At 67.3% G+C, this 16,037-nt stretch carries 16 protein-coding genes; 9 read left to right on the forward strand and 7 right to left on the reverse strand.

The window, feature by feature from the left end; all coding sequences use genetic code 11:
• Positions 1-95: 95 nt before the first annotated feature.
• The gene (locus ACFWVD_RS23295; RefSeq protein WP_379246094.1) at positions 96-857 is read right to left on the reverse strand and encodes a DUF2470 domain-containing protein; all 762 of its coding nucleotides are present in this window, start codon (positions 855-857) and stop codon (positions 96-98) included.
• Positions 858-957: 100 nt separating this feature from the next.
• Here ACFWVD_RS23295 and ACFWVD_RS23300 point away from each other — a divergent pair, with 100 nt between their 5' ends.
• The 3 genes from ACFWVD_RS23300 to ACFWVD_RS23310 all read left to right on the forward strand — a co-directional run bounded on the left by ACFWVD_RS23300 (position 958) and on the right by ACFWVD_RS23310 (position 3,273).
• Positions 958-1,380, forward strand: a complete 423-nt coding sequence (locus ACFWVD_RS23300) for a hypothetical protein (protein WP_379246095.1) — start codon at positions 958-960, stop codon at positions 1,378-1,380.
• A gap of 313 nt (positions 1,381-1,693) precedes the next feature.
• Complete coding sequence (gene pheA / locus ACFWVD_RS23305; RefSeq protein WP_379246097.1) at positions 1,694-2,608, forward strand: prephenate dehydratase; 915 nt, start codon at positions 1,694-1,696, stop codon at positions 2,606-2,608.
• A complete protein-coding gene (locus ACFWVD_RS23310) occupies positions 2,605-3,273 on the forward strand; it encodes a histidine phosphatase family protein (RefSeq protein ID WP_379246099.1) in 669 nt (222 codons plus the stop codon). Before pheA ends, ACFWVD_RS23310 begins: the two co-directional genes overlap by 4 nt.
• Here ACFWVD_RS23310 and ACFWVD_RS23315 read toward each other — a convergent pair.
• The 6 genes from ACFWVD_RS23315 to ACFWVD_RS23340 all read right to left on the reverse strand — a co-directional run bounded on the left by ACFWVD_RS23315 (position 3,270) and on the right by ACFWVD_RS23340 (position 8,839).
• Positions 3,270-4,106 (reverse strand): ESX secretion-associated protein EspG, encoded by an 837-nt coding sequence (locus ACFWVD_RS23315; RefSeq protein ID WP_379246101.1) that lies wholly within the window; start codon positions 4,104-4,106, stop codon positions 3,270-3,272. The genes ACFWVD_RS23310 and ACFWVD_RS23315 overlap by 4 nt on opposite strands.
• Entirely contained in the window at positions 4,103-5,227 is a 1,125-nt protein-coding gene (locus ACFWVD_RS23320) for a PPE family protein (RefSeq protein WP_379246103.1), read from the reverse strand. The genes ACFWVD_RS23315 and ACFWVD_RS23320 overlap by 4 nt, the downstream gene beginning before the upstream one ends.
• A gap of 45 nt (positions 5,228-5,272) precedes the next feature.
• A complete protein-coding gene (locus ACFWVD_RS23325; protein WP_379246105.1) occupies positions 5,273-5,584 on the reverse strand; it encodes a PE family protein in 312 nt (103 codons plus the stop codon).
• Between the two features lie 109 nt (positions 5,585-5,693).
• Positions 5,694-6,032, reverse strand: a complete 339-nt coding sequence (locus tag ACFWVD_RS23330; protein WP_379246349.1) for a metallopeptidase family protein — start codon at positions 6,030-6,032, stop codon at positions 5,694-5,696.
• A gap of 14 nt (positions 6,033-6,046) precedes the next feature.
• Positions 6,047-7,120: a septum formation family protein gene (locus tag ACFWVD_RS23335; protein ID WP_379246107.1), complete on the reverse strand. Its 1,074-nt coding sequence runs from the start codon at positions 7,118-7,120 to the stop codon at positions 6,047-6,049.
• Between the two features lie 36 nt (positions 7,121-7,156).
• A complete protein-coding gene (locus ACFWVD_RS23340; RefSeq protein ID WP_379246109.1) occupies positions 7,157-8,839 on the reverse strand; it encodes an aldehyde dehydrogenase family protein in 1,683 nt (560 codons plus the stop codon).
• Positions 8,840-8,919: 80 nt separating this feature from the next.
• On the opposite strand from ACFWVD_RS23340, the gene serS reads away from it, so the two are divergent.
• From serS to ACFWVD_RS23370, 6 genes are all read left to right on the forward strand, one after another.
• Positions 8,920-10,176 carry a serine--tRNA ligase gene (serS, locus tag ACFWVD_RS23345; protein WP_379246111.1) on the forward strand — a complete coding sequence of 419 codons (1,257 nt, stop codon included), beginning with the start codon at positions 8,920-8,922 and terminating at the stop codon, positions 10,174-10,176.
• 79 nt (positions 10,177-10,255) lie between these two features.
• Entirely contained in the window at positions 10,256-12,085 is a 1,830-nt protein-coding gene (locus ACFWVD_RS23350; protein ID WP_379246113.1) for a putative bifunctional diguanylate cyclase/phosphodiesterase, read from the forward strand.
• Positions 12,086-12,124: 39 nt separating this feature from the next.
• Positions 12,125-12,418 carry a type II toxin-antitoxin system Phd/YefM family antitoxin gene (locus ACFWVD_RS23355; RefSeq protein WP_379246115.1) on the forward strand — a complete coding sequence of 98 codons (294 nt, stop codon included), beginning with the start codon at positions 12,125-12,127 and terminating at the stop codon, positions 12,416-12,418.
• Positions 12,415-12,675, forward strand: coding sequence for a Txe/YoeB family addiction module toxin (locus ACFWVD_RS23360; protein ID WP_379246117.1), 261 nt, complete (start codon positions 12,415-12,417; stop codon positions 12,673-12,675). Before ACFWVD_RS23355 ends, ACFWVD_RS23360 begins: the two co-directional genes overlap by 4 nt.
• Positions 12,676-12,777: 102 nt before the next feature.
• Positions 12,778-14,052: an MFS transporter gene (locus tag ACFWVD_RS23365; protein WP_379246119.1), complete on the forward strand. Its 1,275-nt coding sequence runs from the start codon at positions 12,778-12,780 to the stop codon at positions 14,050-14,052.
• Between the two features lie 60 nt (positions 14,053-14,112).
• A complete protein-coding gene (locus ACFWVD_RS23370; RefSeq protein WP_379246351.1) occupies positions 14,113-16,029 on the forward strand; it encodes a serine/threonine-protein kinase in 1,917 nt (638 codons plus the stop codon).
• The last annotated feature ends 8 nt before the right edge of the window (positions 16,030-16,037 follow it).

Raw genomic sequence — 16,037 nt, forward strand, 5'->3', positions numbered from 1 at the left:
CTGACCGGAGGGTGCGACGAAGGAGTACCCGCAGGGAGGGAAGATCAGGGCCCCCCGGGGCCCGCTCGAGCGCGCCAGCGCTCCAAAAACACAGCTCAAATACGCCGAATGCCGTTCAAAAACGGACACCCCGCCAGCACACGAACCGCACGACTCAGCGACTCGACGTCATGGACCGGCGCCGGAAAAGGTAGGCGCACATCATGATCGCCGTCGACACTCTCGACACGAAGCGTGAGACCGTACCGGTCGATAGCCAACGGATGCACGATCCCGCCACGCAGCCGAGTCGGCAGATGCCGAGCCAGCAACGCCACGACATCCGCGTGGTCCTCCGACATGTGTTGCAGCCAAGCACTTTCCATCTCACAGAACGGATCAGCCGTGGCAGCCCGCAAGTCGGCATGATCCACCGATTCGGCCCCCGTCGTATCAGCGAGCACCGCCGAATTCACCACGATCCGCAACAAAGTCACCCCGTGCCCGACATCGAGCAGCCCGGGATGCGGGTACTCCTTGGCGATCTCGACCGCGAGCGCCCGCTGAGCCTGCGCGGGCACCTGCCGCACCCACCCCCGCAACCACACCAGCGCCCGAACCGGCTCACGCAAGGGCAGCGGCGCGTGATCGGTGAGCTCGAGCACCGCCGAGGTCTCATTGGCCGTAGCCGCCAGCGCCGCCGCGAGACAGGACTCGGGCACCGCGATCACCGCGTCCCCACACCGACGCAAATGATGCAGCGAGGTAGGAACCGGATCGATCCCCGGCAGCGCGAGCACCGCAGTCTCGGCATGAGCGCACGCACTGCGCACTCGCTCGGCGATGGTCGGCGCGAGGAGTGTGGTGGGGCTCGACATGACAACCTCCGGCAACGTTGAATTAGGTAAACCTAAGCTAAGTTACAAACGCCCGCCACGCAAGAGGACACCCCGACACCCCAGCCGATACGGTGAACAAATGACGCACGACGACCACGGCGAAGCCCACCCCACCCCCGCCGAACCCGTCCTGCTCAACCTCTCACCCCCCGCCCGCCGCAGCCTGGTAGCGGATTTGATTCGCCCCCCAGGCACTTCCCCCCACCCGGTCGACGCCGACATCCCCGACCCAGACCTGGCCGCCTACCTAGCAGGCGCCGCCCACGCCCCCCAAGGCTTCACCGCCCACACCACCAGCGGCCCCCGAGCACTGGCCGTAGTAGCAGGCACCGTAGCCGCCCTCTGCGGCGAAGACATCCCCACCGCCCTGAAAACCCCAGACCTAGCCTTCCTGCGTTCCCTGAAACCCGCCGCCATAGAAGCAACCCGCACAGTCCTACTGGCAATAGAAACCCCCCACGAACAGGCAATAACCGAAGCCCTGAGCGTCCTGGACAACTAACCCACTACGAGAGCCCCCGCCCGAGCGCGCCAGCACTCCAAAACACACCCCCACCTTTTCGGTCCGGGTCACCACCGACAAGGCCCAACCCAAAGAGACAGCGCCTTTTCGGTCCGGGAAGTCACCAGGAAGTCCCTACCCAAAGGGCCCCGCCCTGATCTGGACTGACCGGAGGGTGCGACGAAGGAGTACCCGCAGGGAGGGAAGATCAGGGCCCCCCGGGGCCCGCTCGAGCGCGCCAGCGCTCCAAAAACACAGCAAGGCGCACAGCCCAGGACCAGTCCTACCCAGGACAAGTCGCTAAAGTTGCACTGTGCCGCGTATAGCGTATTTCGGACCATCCGGAACCTTCACCGAAATGGCCCTCGCGAAGTTCGAGACCTCCGGAGCCTTCGACGCCCCCGTCGAACGAGTCCCCGCGCCCACCCAAGGCGCCGCCCTCGACCTGATCCGCACCGGCAGCGTCGAAGCCGCAGTAGTCCCGATCGAATCCTCAGTAGAAGGCTCGATCCCCGCCACCCTCGACTCCCTAGCCATCGGCCCCCGCCTACAAATCATCGCCGAGACCGAACTAGAGGTCACCTTCACCATCCTGGCCCGCCCCGGCACCACCCTCGCCGACGTCCGCACCCTCGCCGCCTACCCGGTCGCCGCAGCCCAGGTCCGCGAGTGGGTAGCCCGCAACATGCCAGAAGCCCGCCCCTTCACCTCGGCCTCGAACGCCGCGGCCGCCGAAGACGTCGCCGCGGGCACCGCCGACGCCGCCATCTCGACCGCGCTGGCAGGCGAACGCCTCGGCCTGGTCACCCTGGCAGACGGCGTAGCCGACCACGACCAAGCCATCACCCGCTTCGTCCTGGTCACCCAACCGGGCGTAGCCCCGCAACCCACCGGCGCAGACCGCACCTCCGTGGTCCTGGAACTCCCCAACGAGCCCGGCTCCCTCATGCGCGCGTTCGCCGAATTCGCCACGCGTGGAGTCGATCTCACCCGCATCGAATCCCGCCCCACCCGCACAGGCATGGGCACCTACCGCTTCTATCTCGACTGTGTCGGCCACCTCGACGATCCGGCCGTGGCCGAAACTCTGAAGGCACTGCATCGCACGACACAGGTCCGATACCTGGGCTCCTGGCCCGCGACAGCGGCGGTCGGCACCCCGCCGCCGTCGGACGAGCCGGCCGCTGAATGGTTGACGCAATTGCGAAAGGGGGTCGCGGACCTATGACTTCCCGCGCGAAACTGATTCTGGTGCGCCACGGCGAGACCGAGGGCAATGTGGCGAAGATCCTGGACACGAAGGTGCCCGGCCTGCCGCTCACCGAACGTGGTGTGGCACAGGCGAAAGCGTTCGGCGCGAGCCTCGAACGCGCACCACAGGTGCTGGTCTCTTCGGACGCCTTACGTGCCCGCCAAACCGCAAGTCACATCGAAGAGGCAACGGGCACACCGGCTTTGGTGCTGGACGGCCTGTTCGAAGTGCAGGTCGGCGACCTCGACGGCCGCTCCGACCGGGAGGCGCACGAGCTGTTCCAGGAGATCTACCGCGGCTGGCACCACGGCTTCCTCGACGTCAGCGCCCCCGGCGGCGAAACGGGCCACGACGTGCTGGCCCGCTTCCTACCCGTACTCGACGGCCTACGCGAGGAATTCCTCACCGACGACGCCGACGGTGACGTGGTGATCGTCAACCACGGCGCCAGCATGCGTCTACTGGGCAAGTGGTTGGCCGGGGTGGCCCCGCCGTTCACCACGAACAACCACCTCGACAACACCGAAACCATCGAACTGCTGCCCACCGATGACGGCGGCTGGGAATGCCTACGGTGGGGCAAGTTCACCCCACCGTTCACCATCCAGGCAGAACCCTCAGCCGACGACCCGATGGGTTAAGACCGGGAATCAGCTGTCGCCGAAGGGAATTCGGTGCGCACCGGCAGCGATTCGATCAGATCCGCCACCGCCGTGCGCAGGCGAGCGTTGGTCCCGCTGGCGATGGACGACCACTTCACCCCGTCGTCGGCGACGCTGGCAGTGATGATGAATCTGCCTGCGCGCGTGTTGAATACGGCGATGTGGTTGTCCTGGATATCGCGGGTGCCGTCACCGTAGGCCACCCCGACGATCTCGGCGTAGGAGTTGATCTCCACCAGCGCCGAGGCCAACGTCTGCGCGTCGGTGGCCGGATTGCCCACCTTGCCTAGGCGCTGCGCGGTAGCGGCCGCGTCACCGGTGTCGCCGAAGATCGGCGCCAAATCCTCGGTGGGAGCGTTCATTCCGTACAGCTCGAGCGCTTCCACCGGGCCCAGTGCCTGCAGTACCGCGCCGGGCAGATCCAGCCCCGCGTCGTCGATGACATACGACTGCGGCCCGCGCAGGGCAACGACCGCGCGGTCGTCGCCCTGCGCCAGACAGAATCGGTTCACCTGACCGGCCACCACCCACCGCATCGCGATGATCCACTGCGGCCGGTAGAGCACCCGCAGCCGTTCGGCCAGCTCCGGTGCCACCACCTGACCGAACAGCAGCTCGCGTTCGGTCAGGGCGTCTTGTGCCGCGTTCATGGCGGCGTCGTGCGCGGTGACGTTGTCATAGCGGCCCATGGCGTCGAGCACCACGGGCATCTCGTCGAACTGCAGTGTTTCCAGCAGGTACTGCATGTCGTCGAGCGAGAGCACGACGGCGCCGAGCAGCGAACCTCCGCTGCCCGAGCCCAGAACGGTCACTTGGCCGTTCCGGCGAGGTCGGCGCCGATCACGCCTTCGGCCGCGTAGCGACCGTCGGTGAATTCGTCGGAGCGCACGTAGTCGATGCCGTCGTGCTCCTCGTCTTCCTCGCCCTTCTGGCCGCGACCCATCAGCGGGTTGCCCGCGCCGGTGCCGGTGTTGCGCACGGGTGCGGAATCGGCACGGTTGACCACAGCTTCGGACACCGGAGCACTGGCCGTGGCATTGGCGGCGGGTGCGCCCCAGCCTTCGGGCAGCTTCAGCGAACCGGCGTTGACGCTACCGAGACCGGCCGACGCGGTAGCCGCGCCACCGATCGCGGCACCGGCGCCACCGAGCCCACCCATCATGGCGGGGGCCGCGGTACCGGCGGGCACGGTGGCCGTGGCCGCCGAGATCGCCGAGGCGCCGATGTTGCCCACGGTGCTGACACCGCTGGTGAGCACGCCACCGGCGGTGTTGGCGGCCTGGGTGGCCGCGCTGACCACGCCCGGGTTGGATACCAGGGCCTGCGCTGCGGCCATCGCGGTCTGCACCGGGTCGCCGCCACCGAAGTCGCCACCCTGCGCGGAGCCCGCACCGCTGGCGATCGCGGGCGGCATCGAGAACTCACCGGGCGTGACGACCGTGGCGGTGGTGGCGGCCTCGTAGGTCTCCATCACCAGCGCGGCGCGGATGTCCATCGCATGGCGCACGACCTCGGCGGCCTCGAAGGCACCGGACACGACACCGGGCGGGTTGGCCGAGGCGGCCACCGCGGTGTTGGTCGCGAGGATCTCGGGCAGGCTCGGCATCGCGATCGAGGCGACGGTGTAGGCGGTGGCGTTGGCCGCGCACTTGGTGCCCATGGTCGCGGCCATGATGCCCTGCTGGCTGGCCCAGCCCGCGAACGGCGCGAGGCGGGCCAACACGGCCATGCCGTTGACGCCCTGCAGGCCGACACCGACCTCGGCGATCACGCGGGTGATGGTGAAGGCGGCGTCGCCCCACACGGCGGCCAGCGTGCCCCACGAGGTGGCGGCGGCGCTGATCGGGACCGCGTGCGCGCCCGCGTTGAGAGTGGTGGAGTTGACTTCTGCCATGCGAGGCAGCCAGAACACCCCGGTGATACCTGCGGTCATGCTTTTTTCTCCCCTGAGTAAATGATCATCGACGGGTTCGCGGCGTCAGATCTGGACGGCGTTGATCGTCGCCGCGCGAACCGCGTCTTCCCCGATATGCGTGGCCAGCTGCGAGCGCAGCGTCGCGGCCGCGTGGTGCAGCTCGAGGATGGCCTGGGCCACCGAGCTGTCGTGCGTGGCCGCGGCCTTGTTGAAGTGCGATGCCGCCAGCAGCGACACCTCTTCGGCGCCCGAGGGCAGCACATGCGTCGTCGGCCCGGCCAGGCCGGCCGCGATCGCGATGCGTTCGGCGAGCAGATCGAGCTCGGCGGATGCTGCGAGGACGATTTCAGGTGCTACGAGAACGTGTCCAACCATGACCCGACTCCTTCTGGTGGCGGCTATCGGGAACCACGAGAATTCCCCCTACGAGTACTTGGACGCGAGAGCGGGTCGATCGGTTCCATGAATTCCCCACCCAATTTCGCTAACCCCATCCCAGCTCATGCAACCGGTCGTCGTCAATCCCGAAATGGTGTGCTATTTCATGGATCACGGTGATCGCGACCTCTTCGACCACTTCGTCGTCCGAGCTACAGACGTCGAGAATAGCCTCCCGGTAGATCGTGATGGTATCGGGCAACGATCCGGCGTAGTAGCTGTCGCGCTCGGTCAGCGCGATGCCGTGGTACAGCCCCAGCAGCGACGGTTCCTCGTCGTTTCGGGGCTCGACCAGCACCACAACATTGTCAATGGCACTGGACAACTGCGCCGGGATCTGGTCGAGCGCATCGCTGACCAGTTCCTCGAAACGCGCCGCCGGCATCCGTTCGGACAACGTCACCTCGGCTGTGGTTGCGGCGGCAGCGGCGCGGCACCCGGCAGCGGCGCCGGAGTGGACCGTCCGGAGTTCGGCGGGGGCACCGGAGCCTGTCCGTCGATCAAGATCTCCCCGCGCGCGGACCCGACGATGGGCGCGAAACCCTCACGGTCGGCACCTTTTCCGAGCCAGCAGTCCAGTTGATCGCTGCCCGCGAGCCAACTCGTGGGTTCGAGCACGTCGAAGAACATGGTCAGTGTCTTGTTGCGAATCGCATCGGGACTGCCCAGGTATTCGCTGGACAACCGGTTGCATTCGGCCTCGACGTACTTGTCCTGATCGGCCTCCGACGGCGGCCCGCCGGTGAAGTGATTGCCCAGGTCGACGGTGCCGACGATCTCCACCGAGTGCGGCTGCGCGCAGTCGATCGGATCGGTGGGCAGGTTCTGGTTGATGCCCAAGCAGGTGCCCACCGCGTGGACCTTGGACTGGCCGGTGGCGGGGTCGGCGATGCTGCCGGTGGTGGCCGGGCTGCTGGCGGTTCCGCCCACCTGCACCCCGCACCGCAACGTCCGGTCGCCGTTGCCCCAGCCCGCCGGACTGGGCGACATCACGTTCACCATGTACTTGCCGCGCGGGTCGAACCGCCCGCCCAGGTACTTCTGGACCGCGGTCACGCAGTGTTCGTCGCGCAGCTCGGTCATCCGCAGCGAGTCCGGGTGGCGGGTGCCGGTGGCGAACTCGCGCCCTGGATAGGCGCTCAGATCGATGACACCGGCCACTTCGAACAGATGCTTGTCACCGCAGTTCACCTTCACCAGGTCGCTGCGATCGGGCTTGGACCAGGTCAGACAGTCGCCCTGCGCGGCCTTGCTGAACTCCTTGTCCCGCACGACCGGTTCGGCGCCGGGTTGGTGCGCTTCCACCTTGTCGGTGTCGAAGCCCGTCACGGCCATGGTGACCGTGGCGGCCAGAATCGCGCCGAGGGCGGCGATCAGCAGCCCCCAGCGCAGTTTCGACGCGGACACGTGCAGGGCACCGCCGCGGCCGGGCGCGGCGGGTCCCTGTGCTGGATTGCTCTGCTTCTTCGACATCGTCGACGAGTGTATTTGTCCGCGCGAACTACCGGGTCAGCCGCGCAGTGCGGAGAAGAAGATGCCGGGCAGGCGGCGCAGTTTGCCGTCGCCGTAGAAGTCGGTGAGCTTGCGGCCGGTGGAGCTGCCGGTCTTGTTGGACACGAACCACGGCGGCTTCGGGCTCAGGGTGAATTCTCCGCCGAGAATCGCGCGGGGTGCCGGCCGGAAGGGGCCGCGGACCACGGTCCGTTCGACGTCGTCGAGCAGGAACGCGTTGTGGACCACGCCGATGCCACTCTGGATGTCGTCGATGGTGTGACCGGGGTACGCGCCCCAACTCGCGCGCGGGGTCAGGAACGCCAGGCCCGTCCAGGCGTTCAGCGCGACGGTGCCGTAGCGCAGTTTCTCGATCGCGGTGTCGAGTGTCGCGCCGAGTTCGGTGATGGTCGCGGGGTCGGCGATGATGTTGGCGCCCAGCGTTCCCATCAGTTCGTCATTGGCGAAATCGACGGCGTTGCTGAGGAATTCACCACCGAGGCCCGGCAGTTCGACCACGCCGAGCACGGGGGAGAAGTACTCGGTGCGCAGCAGGGGAGTGTCACCGGCGGGCAGATTCTCGACCAGCAGTCGCCCGTTGGCGCGAGCGGCATCGGGGTACGACGCGAGCGCGCCCGACACGCGACCGTCGCTGCCCGGGTAGTAGGCCGTGCGCGCCGGCGCGTTGTCGATCGCGGCCCGCAGTTCGACCAGGAACTGCTCCTTGAGCGCCCAATCCGCACTGAGCACCACGGTCTGCGCCGCCACGCAGTTGTAGCCGCCGTTGTGCAGCCGCTGCGTGGCCACATGCTCGGCCTGGAACTTCAGATCCGCCGCCGACCAGTCACCGGGCACCACGATGCACGGCGCGACCCCACCGAGTTCGCTGGTGATCGGCTTGTCCAGCACCGGCGCGCCGGTCTTGTCGGACCCCGGCCCCCACACGATCGCGTCGTGCGTGGGCGCGCCGCCGGTCATGTGCACGTGCGCGACCTGCGGGTGATTCACCAGGTACCCGCCCTCGGGCGCGCCGCCGGTGAGGATGCGCACCACGCCGAGCTCGATGAACGGCGCGAAGATCGCCTGGAACACCGGCAGGAGCGGGTCGGTGATCGGGTTGAGTTTCAGTGCAACGACCCGGTTGTTGGCGTACAGCTCGTACAGCGTGTCCAGCGGCGCGATCGACATGATGTTGCCCGCGCCGAGCACCGCCCCCACCCCGCCGGTCTTCGTCGGCTCGAGCTGCGCCAACCCGGCCTTGCGACGCGCGGTCCCGGCATCGACACCCGGCTTCAACCACACATCCGCGCTGAAACCGCTCAGCAGCAGCTTGTCGAAGATGCCGTGCGGCAGCGCGGGCACGGCCACCCGACCGCCCGGCGCGCTGGTGAGCGCGACACCGTCGAGCGGGCTGACGCCCTGCTCCAGCGCGGCCATCGACTCGCTCAACGCCTGCGCGCCCGCCAGCATCGTCATCGGACCCGACATCCACTCCTCGCCCAGCAGCGGGCTGTCGATGTCGAGCTTCTTGATCGTGCGCGCCGCGGCCACCCAGGCCTCGGCGTCGCGGGCGGTGAGCGCGTGCAGCTCGTCGAGGAGTTCGCGGCGGCGTCGCAGACCCGTCGCGGCCCAGGTCCGCTCCCCCTCCGTGAGGTCGGCGAGCGCGGTGTCGATGACGGCGGTGTCGAAAGAGGTACTCACACCGCAACTATGCCCGTGCGCGGGCCGATTGGGATAGGCCGCGGCGATTAAGAGTTGCGTAAACAACTAGGCTGTTTTTCATGATCGACCTCCGATTCCTGCGCGAGAACCCGGAAGCCGTCCGTGCCTCGCAGCGGGCCCGCGGTGAGGACCCCGCGCTCGTCGACGCCCTGCTCGAAGCCGATGCCGCGCGCCGGGCCGCGGTGGCCACCGCCGACAACCTGCGCGCCGAACACAAGGCGATGGGCAAGGTGATCGGCAAGGCGAGCAAGGAAGAGCGCCCCGCGCTGCTGGCCGCCGCCACCGACATGTCCGCGAAGGTCAAAGAGGCCGAGGCCGCCCAGAACGCCGCCGACGCCGACCTGGACGCCGCCCAGCGCGCGATCTCCAACGTCGTGCAGGAAGGCGCGCCCGCCGGTGGCGAGGACGATTACGTCGTGCTCGAAACCGTCGGCACCCCACCGGTTTTCGACTTCGAACCCAAAGATCATCTCGAACTGGGCGAATCGCTGCACCTGATCGACATGGAGCGCGGCGCGAAGGTGTCGGGCTCGCGGTTCTACTTCCTCACCGGTTACGGCGCGTTGCTGCAGATGGCGCTGCTGCAGCTGGCCGCGCAGAAGGCCGTGGCCAACGGCTTCACCATGATGATCCCGCCGGTGCTCGTCCGCCCGGAGATCATGGCGGGCACCGGATTCCTCGGCCAGCACGCGGCCGAGGTCTACCACCTGCCCGCCGAGGATCTGTATCTCGTGGGCACCTCGGAGGTGCCGCTGGCCGGTTACCACTCCGAGGAGATCCTCGACCTGAGCCAGGGCCCGAAGCGGTACGCGGGGTGGTCGTCGTGCTTCCGCAGCGAGGCCGGTAGCTACGGCAAGGACACCCGCGGCATCATCCGCGTGCACCAGTTCGACAAGGTCGAGATGTTCGTCTACACCACGCCTGAGCAGGCCGATGCCGAGCATCTGCGGCTGTTGGCGTGGGAGCGCGAGATGCTGGCCGCCATCGACGTGCCCTACCGGGTGATCGACGTGGCCGCCGGTGATCTGGGCAGCTCGGCCGCGCGCAAGTTCGACTGCGAGGCATGGGTGCCCACCCAGCAGACCTACCGCGAGCTCACCTCCACCTCGAACTGCACCACGTTCCAGGCGCGCAGGCTGTCGACCCGGTACCGCGACGAGAACGGGAAAACGCAGATCGCGGCCACGTTGAACGGCACCCTGGCCACCACTCGCTGGATCGTGGCGATCCTGGAGAACCACCAGCAGGCCGACGGTTCGGTGCGCGTGCCGCAGGCGCTGGTCCCGTTCGTGGGCACCGACGTGTTGAAGCCGTAAGATGCGCTCATAGTTTGCTGGCAACCCATTTGTGGGATGTGGCAAACACCGTGACCCATCAACATCTAGGCTGGTGCTCGTGCGAGGAATCGGGGCGCGCGGCGATACCCGAACCCGGGTGCGGGCGGCATCGGCGTTGGCGACGGCGAAGGTTATGGCCAGGACAACGGGGGCGTTCTACGTTCTCGGCGGTGTCCTCGGCCTGATGATCACTGCGGTGGCACCGGGTGACGACGGCAATCGCACCGTCGTCGGTGTCGCGGCGGCCATCTCCGTGCTGTTGGGTCTCACGCTGCTGCTGTGGGGTCCGCGGATGCCGCACGCCCTCCACCACGCCTACCTGGCCACCGCGACCATTCTCGTCGCGATCGCGGTCTTCGACTTCCCGAACCTGGTCGGCGGCATCACCCTTGCCTCGTTCTTCGTGTTCGTCGCCTGCGACGCCGCGCTGTTCTTCGCCTGGTCGCAGGCCGCCGCGCACATCGGTTTCGCGATGGTGCTGTGCCTGCTGGTGTTGCCCGCGCGCGGGTTGCCGTGGTGGTCCGGGCTGATCCCCGCCGGTGTCACCTTCGGCGCGGGCGTGTGCGTCGGCGTGCTCACCAGAATGGCCGCCGAAGCCGATATCGACGTGCTCACCGGGCTGCTCAACCGTCGCGGTTTCGAGAAACAGCTCAACCCGGCCATCGACGCGGCCAGTCGCGGCGGGCAGGGCATGGCCCTTGTCCTGGTCGACCTCGACCGGTTCCAGAAGATCAACGACCACCTCGGCCACCGCGCAGGCGACGCCGTGCTGCAACGCGTCGCCGACACCTGGCTGGACCTGCTGGCCCCCGGCCAAGTCCTGGCCCGCTTCGGCGGCGACGTGTTCGCGCTGCTGTTGCCCGGCACCACCGAACAGGCCGCGATCCTGCTCACCGAGCAATTACGCGCCGCGGTGACCATGGGATGTTCGGCCGGTGTCACCTCCTGGCAGCCCGGCGAATCCGGTTCGCTGCTGATCAGCCGCGCCGACGTCGGCCTGTACCGGGCCAAGCAGGCCGGCCGCAACCGCACCGTCCTGGAATCGTCGCGTCAGCTGCCGCTGGCGGTGGAACTGCGCGAGGCCATCGACACCGGGGCGCTGGACGTGCACTACCAGCCGATCGTGAGCCTCACCGAGGACGGCGGCCAGGCGGTCGGTGTCGAAGCGCTGCTGCGCTGGTCGTCCAGCGCGCAGCCCGAGGTCACCACCGAGGGCCTGATCCGCGTCGCCGAGGAATACGACCTCATCTCCGACCTGGACGAACTGGTCCTGCGCCGCGCCTGCGCCGACGCCGCCCGCCTGCAGGAAAGCTTCGCCTCCCTGAACCTCACGCTCAACGTCAACGTGTCCGGCCTGGAACTGGCCGAAACCGAATACGCCGAACGCGTCGCGACCATCCTGTCCGACACCGGCTGGCCCGCCGACCAGCTCGTCCTCGAGGTCACCGAGTCCGAACTGGCCGCCGAATCCCAGACCGCGATCACCAACCTGCACACCCTGCGCGAGCGTGGCGTGCGCATCGCCATCGACGACTTCGGCACCGGCTACTCCTCCCTGAGCCGCCTGGCCACCATCCCCAGCGACATCCTCAAGGTCGACCAGTCCTTCGTCGCCGCCATCCGCTCCGATTCCCCCGCCCCACCCCTGCTCGGCGTCATCGCCGCCCTCAGCAAATCCCTGGACCTGCAGGTCATCGCCGAAGGCGTAGAAACCGAATACCAAGCCGCAGTCCTCACCGAACTGGGCTTCGCCCTCGCCCAGGGCTACCACTACAGCGACTCCCACCCCGTAGCCGACCTCATCAACGACCTCAACGAAGGCCGAGCCCTCCCCCCCACCGACGAGGACGATTCCCTGGCCGCCAACGGCTGGATCCCCCTCGTTTGATCACGCGATCGACGTACAGGAATCCTGTACAGTTGAAGTATGAGGCAGATCAGCTACACCGAAGCGCGCGCAACTCTGGCCAGCGTGCTCGACGCTGCCACCGATGACCTCGAGGAAGTCGTTGTCACTCGCGCAGGCCACGAGGCCGCCGTAGTGGTGTCGCTACGCGAATACGAGGCGTTGAAGGAGACCGCGCACCTGCTCGGCACGCCCGCGAACGCGCGACACCTCCAGCGTGGCCTGGATGAATTCGCAGCGGGCGGTTTCACTCCCCAGGAACAAATCGAGATTCCCGATGATGATGCGACCGGCGACGCGGCCGGTGTGGCGTGAAACTGGACTTCTCGAGCGAAGCCTGGGCCGACTACGTGTGGACGGTAACCAACGACCGTGCCGCGGCCCGCAAGATCAACCGCCTGTTCGACGACATCGCCGTCAACGGGCAAGCTGGTGGCATCGGCAAGCCGGAGCCGCTGCTGCACAATCTTTCCGGCTGGTGGTCGCGCCGGATCACGCAGGAGCACCGCCTGGTCTACCGCGTCGACGATGGGGTCATCCGCGTGCTGTCGTGCCGATTCCACTACGAGTGATCGCGTGCGGATAATCGCTTGACCTGCCAGGTTTCGGCGCGAACGATAGAGCCCATGCGAATGCTCATCTACGGCTGTTGATCTTCTCGGTTTCGGGGGGCGGTGGACTGGTTGAGGCGTGAGCCGGTTCGCGATCTCGCTGTGCGTGCGGTGCTGTTCAAGGGCACGCGTGACCTGTTGCCGATTTACGCGCTGTACGGCGTGCTGTTCGCCGACCATGGGCTGAGTACGGCGCAGATTTCGTTGTTGCTGGCGATCTGGTCGGTGACCGCGTTCGTGCTCGAGGTGCCTTCGGGGGCGTGGGCCGACACGGTGTCGCGTCGTAGGCTGCTCATCCTCAGTTGTGTGTTGCAGGCTTCGTGTTTCGCGATCTGGATGGTGGCGCCGTCGTTTCTCGGCTTCGCGGTGGGGTTCATGATCTGGGGCGTCGCCGGGTCGCTGGAATCGGGCACCTTCGAAGCGCTGATCTACGACGATCTTGTCGCCCGCGACAAACCGTCGGCCTACGCGTCGATCATGGGGTGGGCGCGTGGTGCGCAGGAATTCACCGTACTGATCGCAATCCTCTCTGCCGCACCACTTTTCGCCCTCGGTGGATACGCGCTGGTCGGCTGGGTCAGCGTGGGCATCGGCGTCCTACACACCCTCACCGCCCTGGCCCTACCGAGCGCGCCGGTCGCCATTTCCGCCACCGCCGTCGACGACCTGGACGACGACCCCGCACCCGAACCGGTCGGCCCCCACGTCAAACCCATCTCACCCCAGCCCCGCTACCTCTCCATGCTCAAAACCGGTGTCGCCGAAGCACTCCACGTCCGCCGAGTCCGCAGAGGCGTCCTACTCGGCGCCCTCCTCTACGGCGTCACCGCCTTCGACGAATACTTCGGCCTACTAGCAGTCTCCGGCGGCGCCTCCACCAGCACCTCGGCCCTACTCGTCGGCGTCACCGTCGCAGGCTCCCTGATCGGTTCACTACTGGCGGGCCACACAGAATCCCTCTCCTCCCGCACAATCGCCGCAGCCCTGTTCCTGGCCGGAATCCTGTTCATCGCAGGATCATTGGCCGTAGGCGCAACCGCAGGTCCGGCGTGGATCTGGATCGGATTCATCGGCATAGGCGTCGCCTACGGCATAGATTTCAACGCCGAAGTAGTAGCAGGCGCCCGCCTCCAAGCCGCCATCGAAGGCCCGGCCCGAGCCACCGTCACCTCGATCTCCGGCCTACTCTCCGAAATCGTCGCCCTGGCAGTATTCGCCTTCGTAGCCATTGCCACCCAACACTTTTCGATGTCCACCACCATCGCCCTACTCGGCACAGTCCTCCTAGCCTCCGCCCTCCTGACCCCCACCTGGATGCCGCCGCGACACTCGGACTAGCGGGTCTGGTGTTAGGTTCTGGACGAACGACAGGTGAGCTGTACTCCTGCCGTGGCGAGCATGTATCGGGGGAGTGGGAAGTTGATCAAGGCGCTGTCGGTAGACGACCCGAATATGGTGTCGCACTACCGAATTCTCGGTGTACTGGGTGCGGGCGGAATGGGCCGAGTACTGCTCGGCCACGGCCCCGACGGTCGTTTCGTAGCGATCAAACAGATCCACGCGCGCCTGCTCGACGACGGCGACTACCGTGCCCGCTTCCATCGCGAGGTAGCCATCTCGACCCGTGTCTCGGGAGCGTTCACCGCCGCCGTGGTCGATTTCGACACGTCCGGCGAAATCCCCTGGCTGGCTTCGGTATTCATCGCCGGTATGCCGCTGGACAGCGCGGTGCAGAAGTACGGCGTGCTCCCGGTCGCGAGCCTGCGAATCCTGGCCTCCGGACTGGCCTCGGCGCTGCACTCGATTCACACGACGGGCCTGATTCACCGAGACCTCAAGCCCGCCAACATCATTCTGGCCCCCGATGGCCCGCGAGTCATCGACTTCGGCATCGCCCAAGCCGTCGAATCGAACGAGATTCTCACCGAAGCGGGCAGCGTCCTGGGCTCCCCGGCCTACATGTCCCCCGAACAAGCCGCCGCCGAACCTGTCACCGCGGCCAGCGACATCTTCTCCCTCGGCTCGCTGCTCTACATGGCGGCGACCGGCAAGAGCCCGTTCGCGGCGAGCTCGGCCCCTGTCGCCCTGTTCAATATCGTCCACACCGAACCGGACCTCACCCCGGTCCCCGAACAGCTGCGCGAACTCCTGGCAGGCTGCCTACGCAAAGACCCCCGCCACCGCCCGACCGCGACCCAAATCCTGGACTACATAGGGGTTCTCGCCATGCAGCGCCCCTGGCCGGAGCCGATCCACCACGACATCAAAGAGCAAGCCGCAGCGCTACAGGCGTTGACGAACGACCCCGAGCGCACCCAGATCATCCTCGACCCCACCCCACGGAATTCACCCCCGCCACCGAACCCACCCCCGAAACGTCGCCGGGGGCTACTCATCGGATCGGCACTGGCCGCGATCACCGTGATCATCGCCGCGACCGCGACGGCAATGTTGTTGCGCGGCAACGAGCCTGCCATCGCAACCACCACCGACCCAGCGGCAACCATGCCGACCCTGGCCCAACTGCGCGGAGTCGATACATGCGCATGGGCACGCCAGGCCGTCGGCCCGACACTGCCGGGGGCCATCGAGATGGGAGCGCGCCGCGAAACCGCATCGTGGGACTGGACGCCGACGACGTCATGGGGCTGCGATGTCGACTCGGGTGCCGACCGCATCAGCATCGAAATGGGCGTCACCCTGGCAGGATTCGCCTCGACCGGGCGCACTGTCGGTCAGCTCGACCTGCTCAGACGTGGCCGCGAGTGCGCCTTCGCCGTCGCCGGGGGCGGGCAGGCGTCATGGGGGATCAGCGTCGACGCGGGAACAGCCGTCGAATGCGCCCTCGCCGAGCACGTCGTCGAACGTCTCATCGCGTCCGTGTCATCGCTGGTCACGCAACCGGACGCGGCCCGTTCGTTGTCCTCGGTCGATCCCTGCGCGCTCGTCACAGAGGGCGAGATCGCGGCGGCAGGTTCGCAAGCACCGGGGGTGTCGTCAGCGCACGCCTGCCAGTGGGCTGGATCCCAGCGAATTCAGCTCGTCCTTGCCCAACCCACGGACGCGGATGCCTCGATCGCCTCATACCGCCACGTCGATGTCGGTGGTGGCGCAACGGTTTACAGCAATGATAGCCCAGTTATCGGCTCCCCTACCGAATCCGGCTGCCTCAGTAGGTACCGCTTCCGTCCTGTGGGGTCGAATTCGCATGAGACGGTCAGTGTCGAGGTGCGAGACAGCGAGATGAGGCCTGACCGATGCGCGGTCAGCGAGACAATCCTCGGGGCGTTGATCACCAGACTTCCGCAGCGGTAGCGGGCCCG

Origin of the sequence: Nocardia sp. NPDC058666, from assembly GCF_042714895.1 — a bacterium.
Lineage (GTDB): Bacteria > Actinomycetota > Actinomycetes > Mycobacteriales > Mycobacteriaceae > Nocardia.

Coding starts and splice junctions, on each gene's coding strand:
- ACFWVD_RS23295 (WP_379246094.1), bottom strand. CDS start 857: ATGTCGAGCCCCACCACACTCCTCGCGCCGACCATCGCCGAGCGAGTG.
- ACFWVD_RS23300 (WP_379246095.1), top strand. CDS start 958: ATGACGCACGACGACCACGGCGAAGCCCACCCCACCCCCGCCGAACCC.
- ACFWVD_RS23310 (WP_379246099.1), top strand. CDS start 2,605: ATGACTTCCCGCGCGAAACTGATTCTGGTGCGCCACGGCGAGACCGAG.
- ACFWVD_RS23320 (WP_379246103.1), bottom strand. CDS start 5,227: ATGACCGCAGGTATCACCGGGGTGTTCTGGCTGCCTCGCATGGCAGAA.
- ACFWVD_RS23325 (WP_379246105.1), bottom strand. CDS start 5,584: ATGGTTGGACACGTTCTCGTAGCACCTGAAATCGTCCTCGCAGCATCC.
- ACFWVD_RS23330 (WP_379246349.1), bottom strand. CDS start 6,032: ATGCCGGCGGCGCGTTTCGAGGAACTGGTCAGCGATGCGCTCGACCAG.
- ACFWVD_RS23335 (WP_379246107.1), bottom strand. CDS start 7,120: ATGTCGAAGAAGCAGAGCAATCCAGCACAGGGACCCGCCGCGCCCGGC.
- serS (WP_379246111.1), top strand. CDS start 8,920: ATGATCGACCTCCGATTCCTGCGCGAGAACCCGGAAGCCGTCCGTGCC.
- ACFWVD_RS23355 (WP_379246115.1), top strand. CDS start 12,125: ATGAGGCAGATCAGCTACACCGAAGCGCGCGCAACTCTGGCCAGCGTG.
- ACFWVD_RS23370 (WP_379246351.1), top strand. CDS start 14,113: ATGTATCGGGGGAGTGGGAAGTTGATCAAGGCGCTGTCGGTAGACGAC.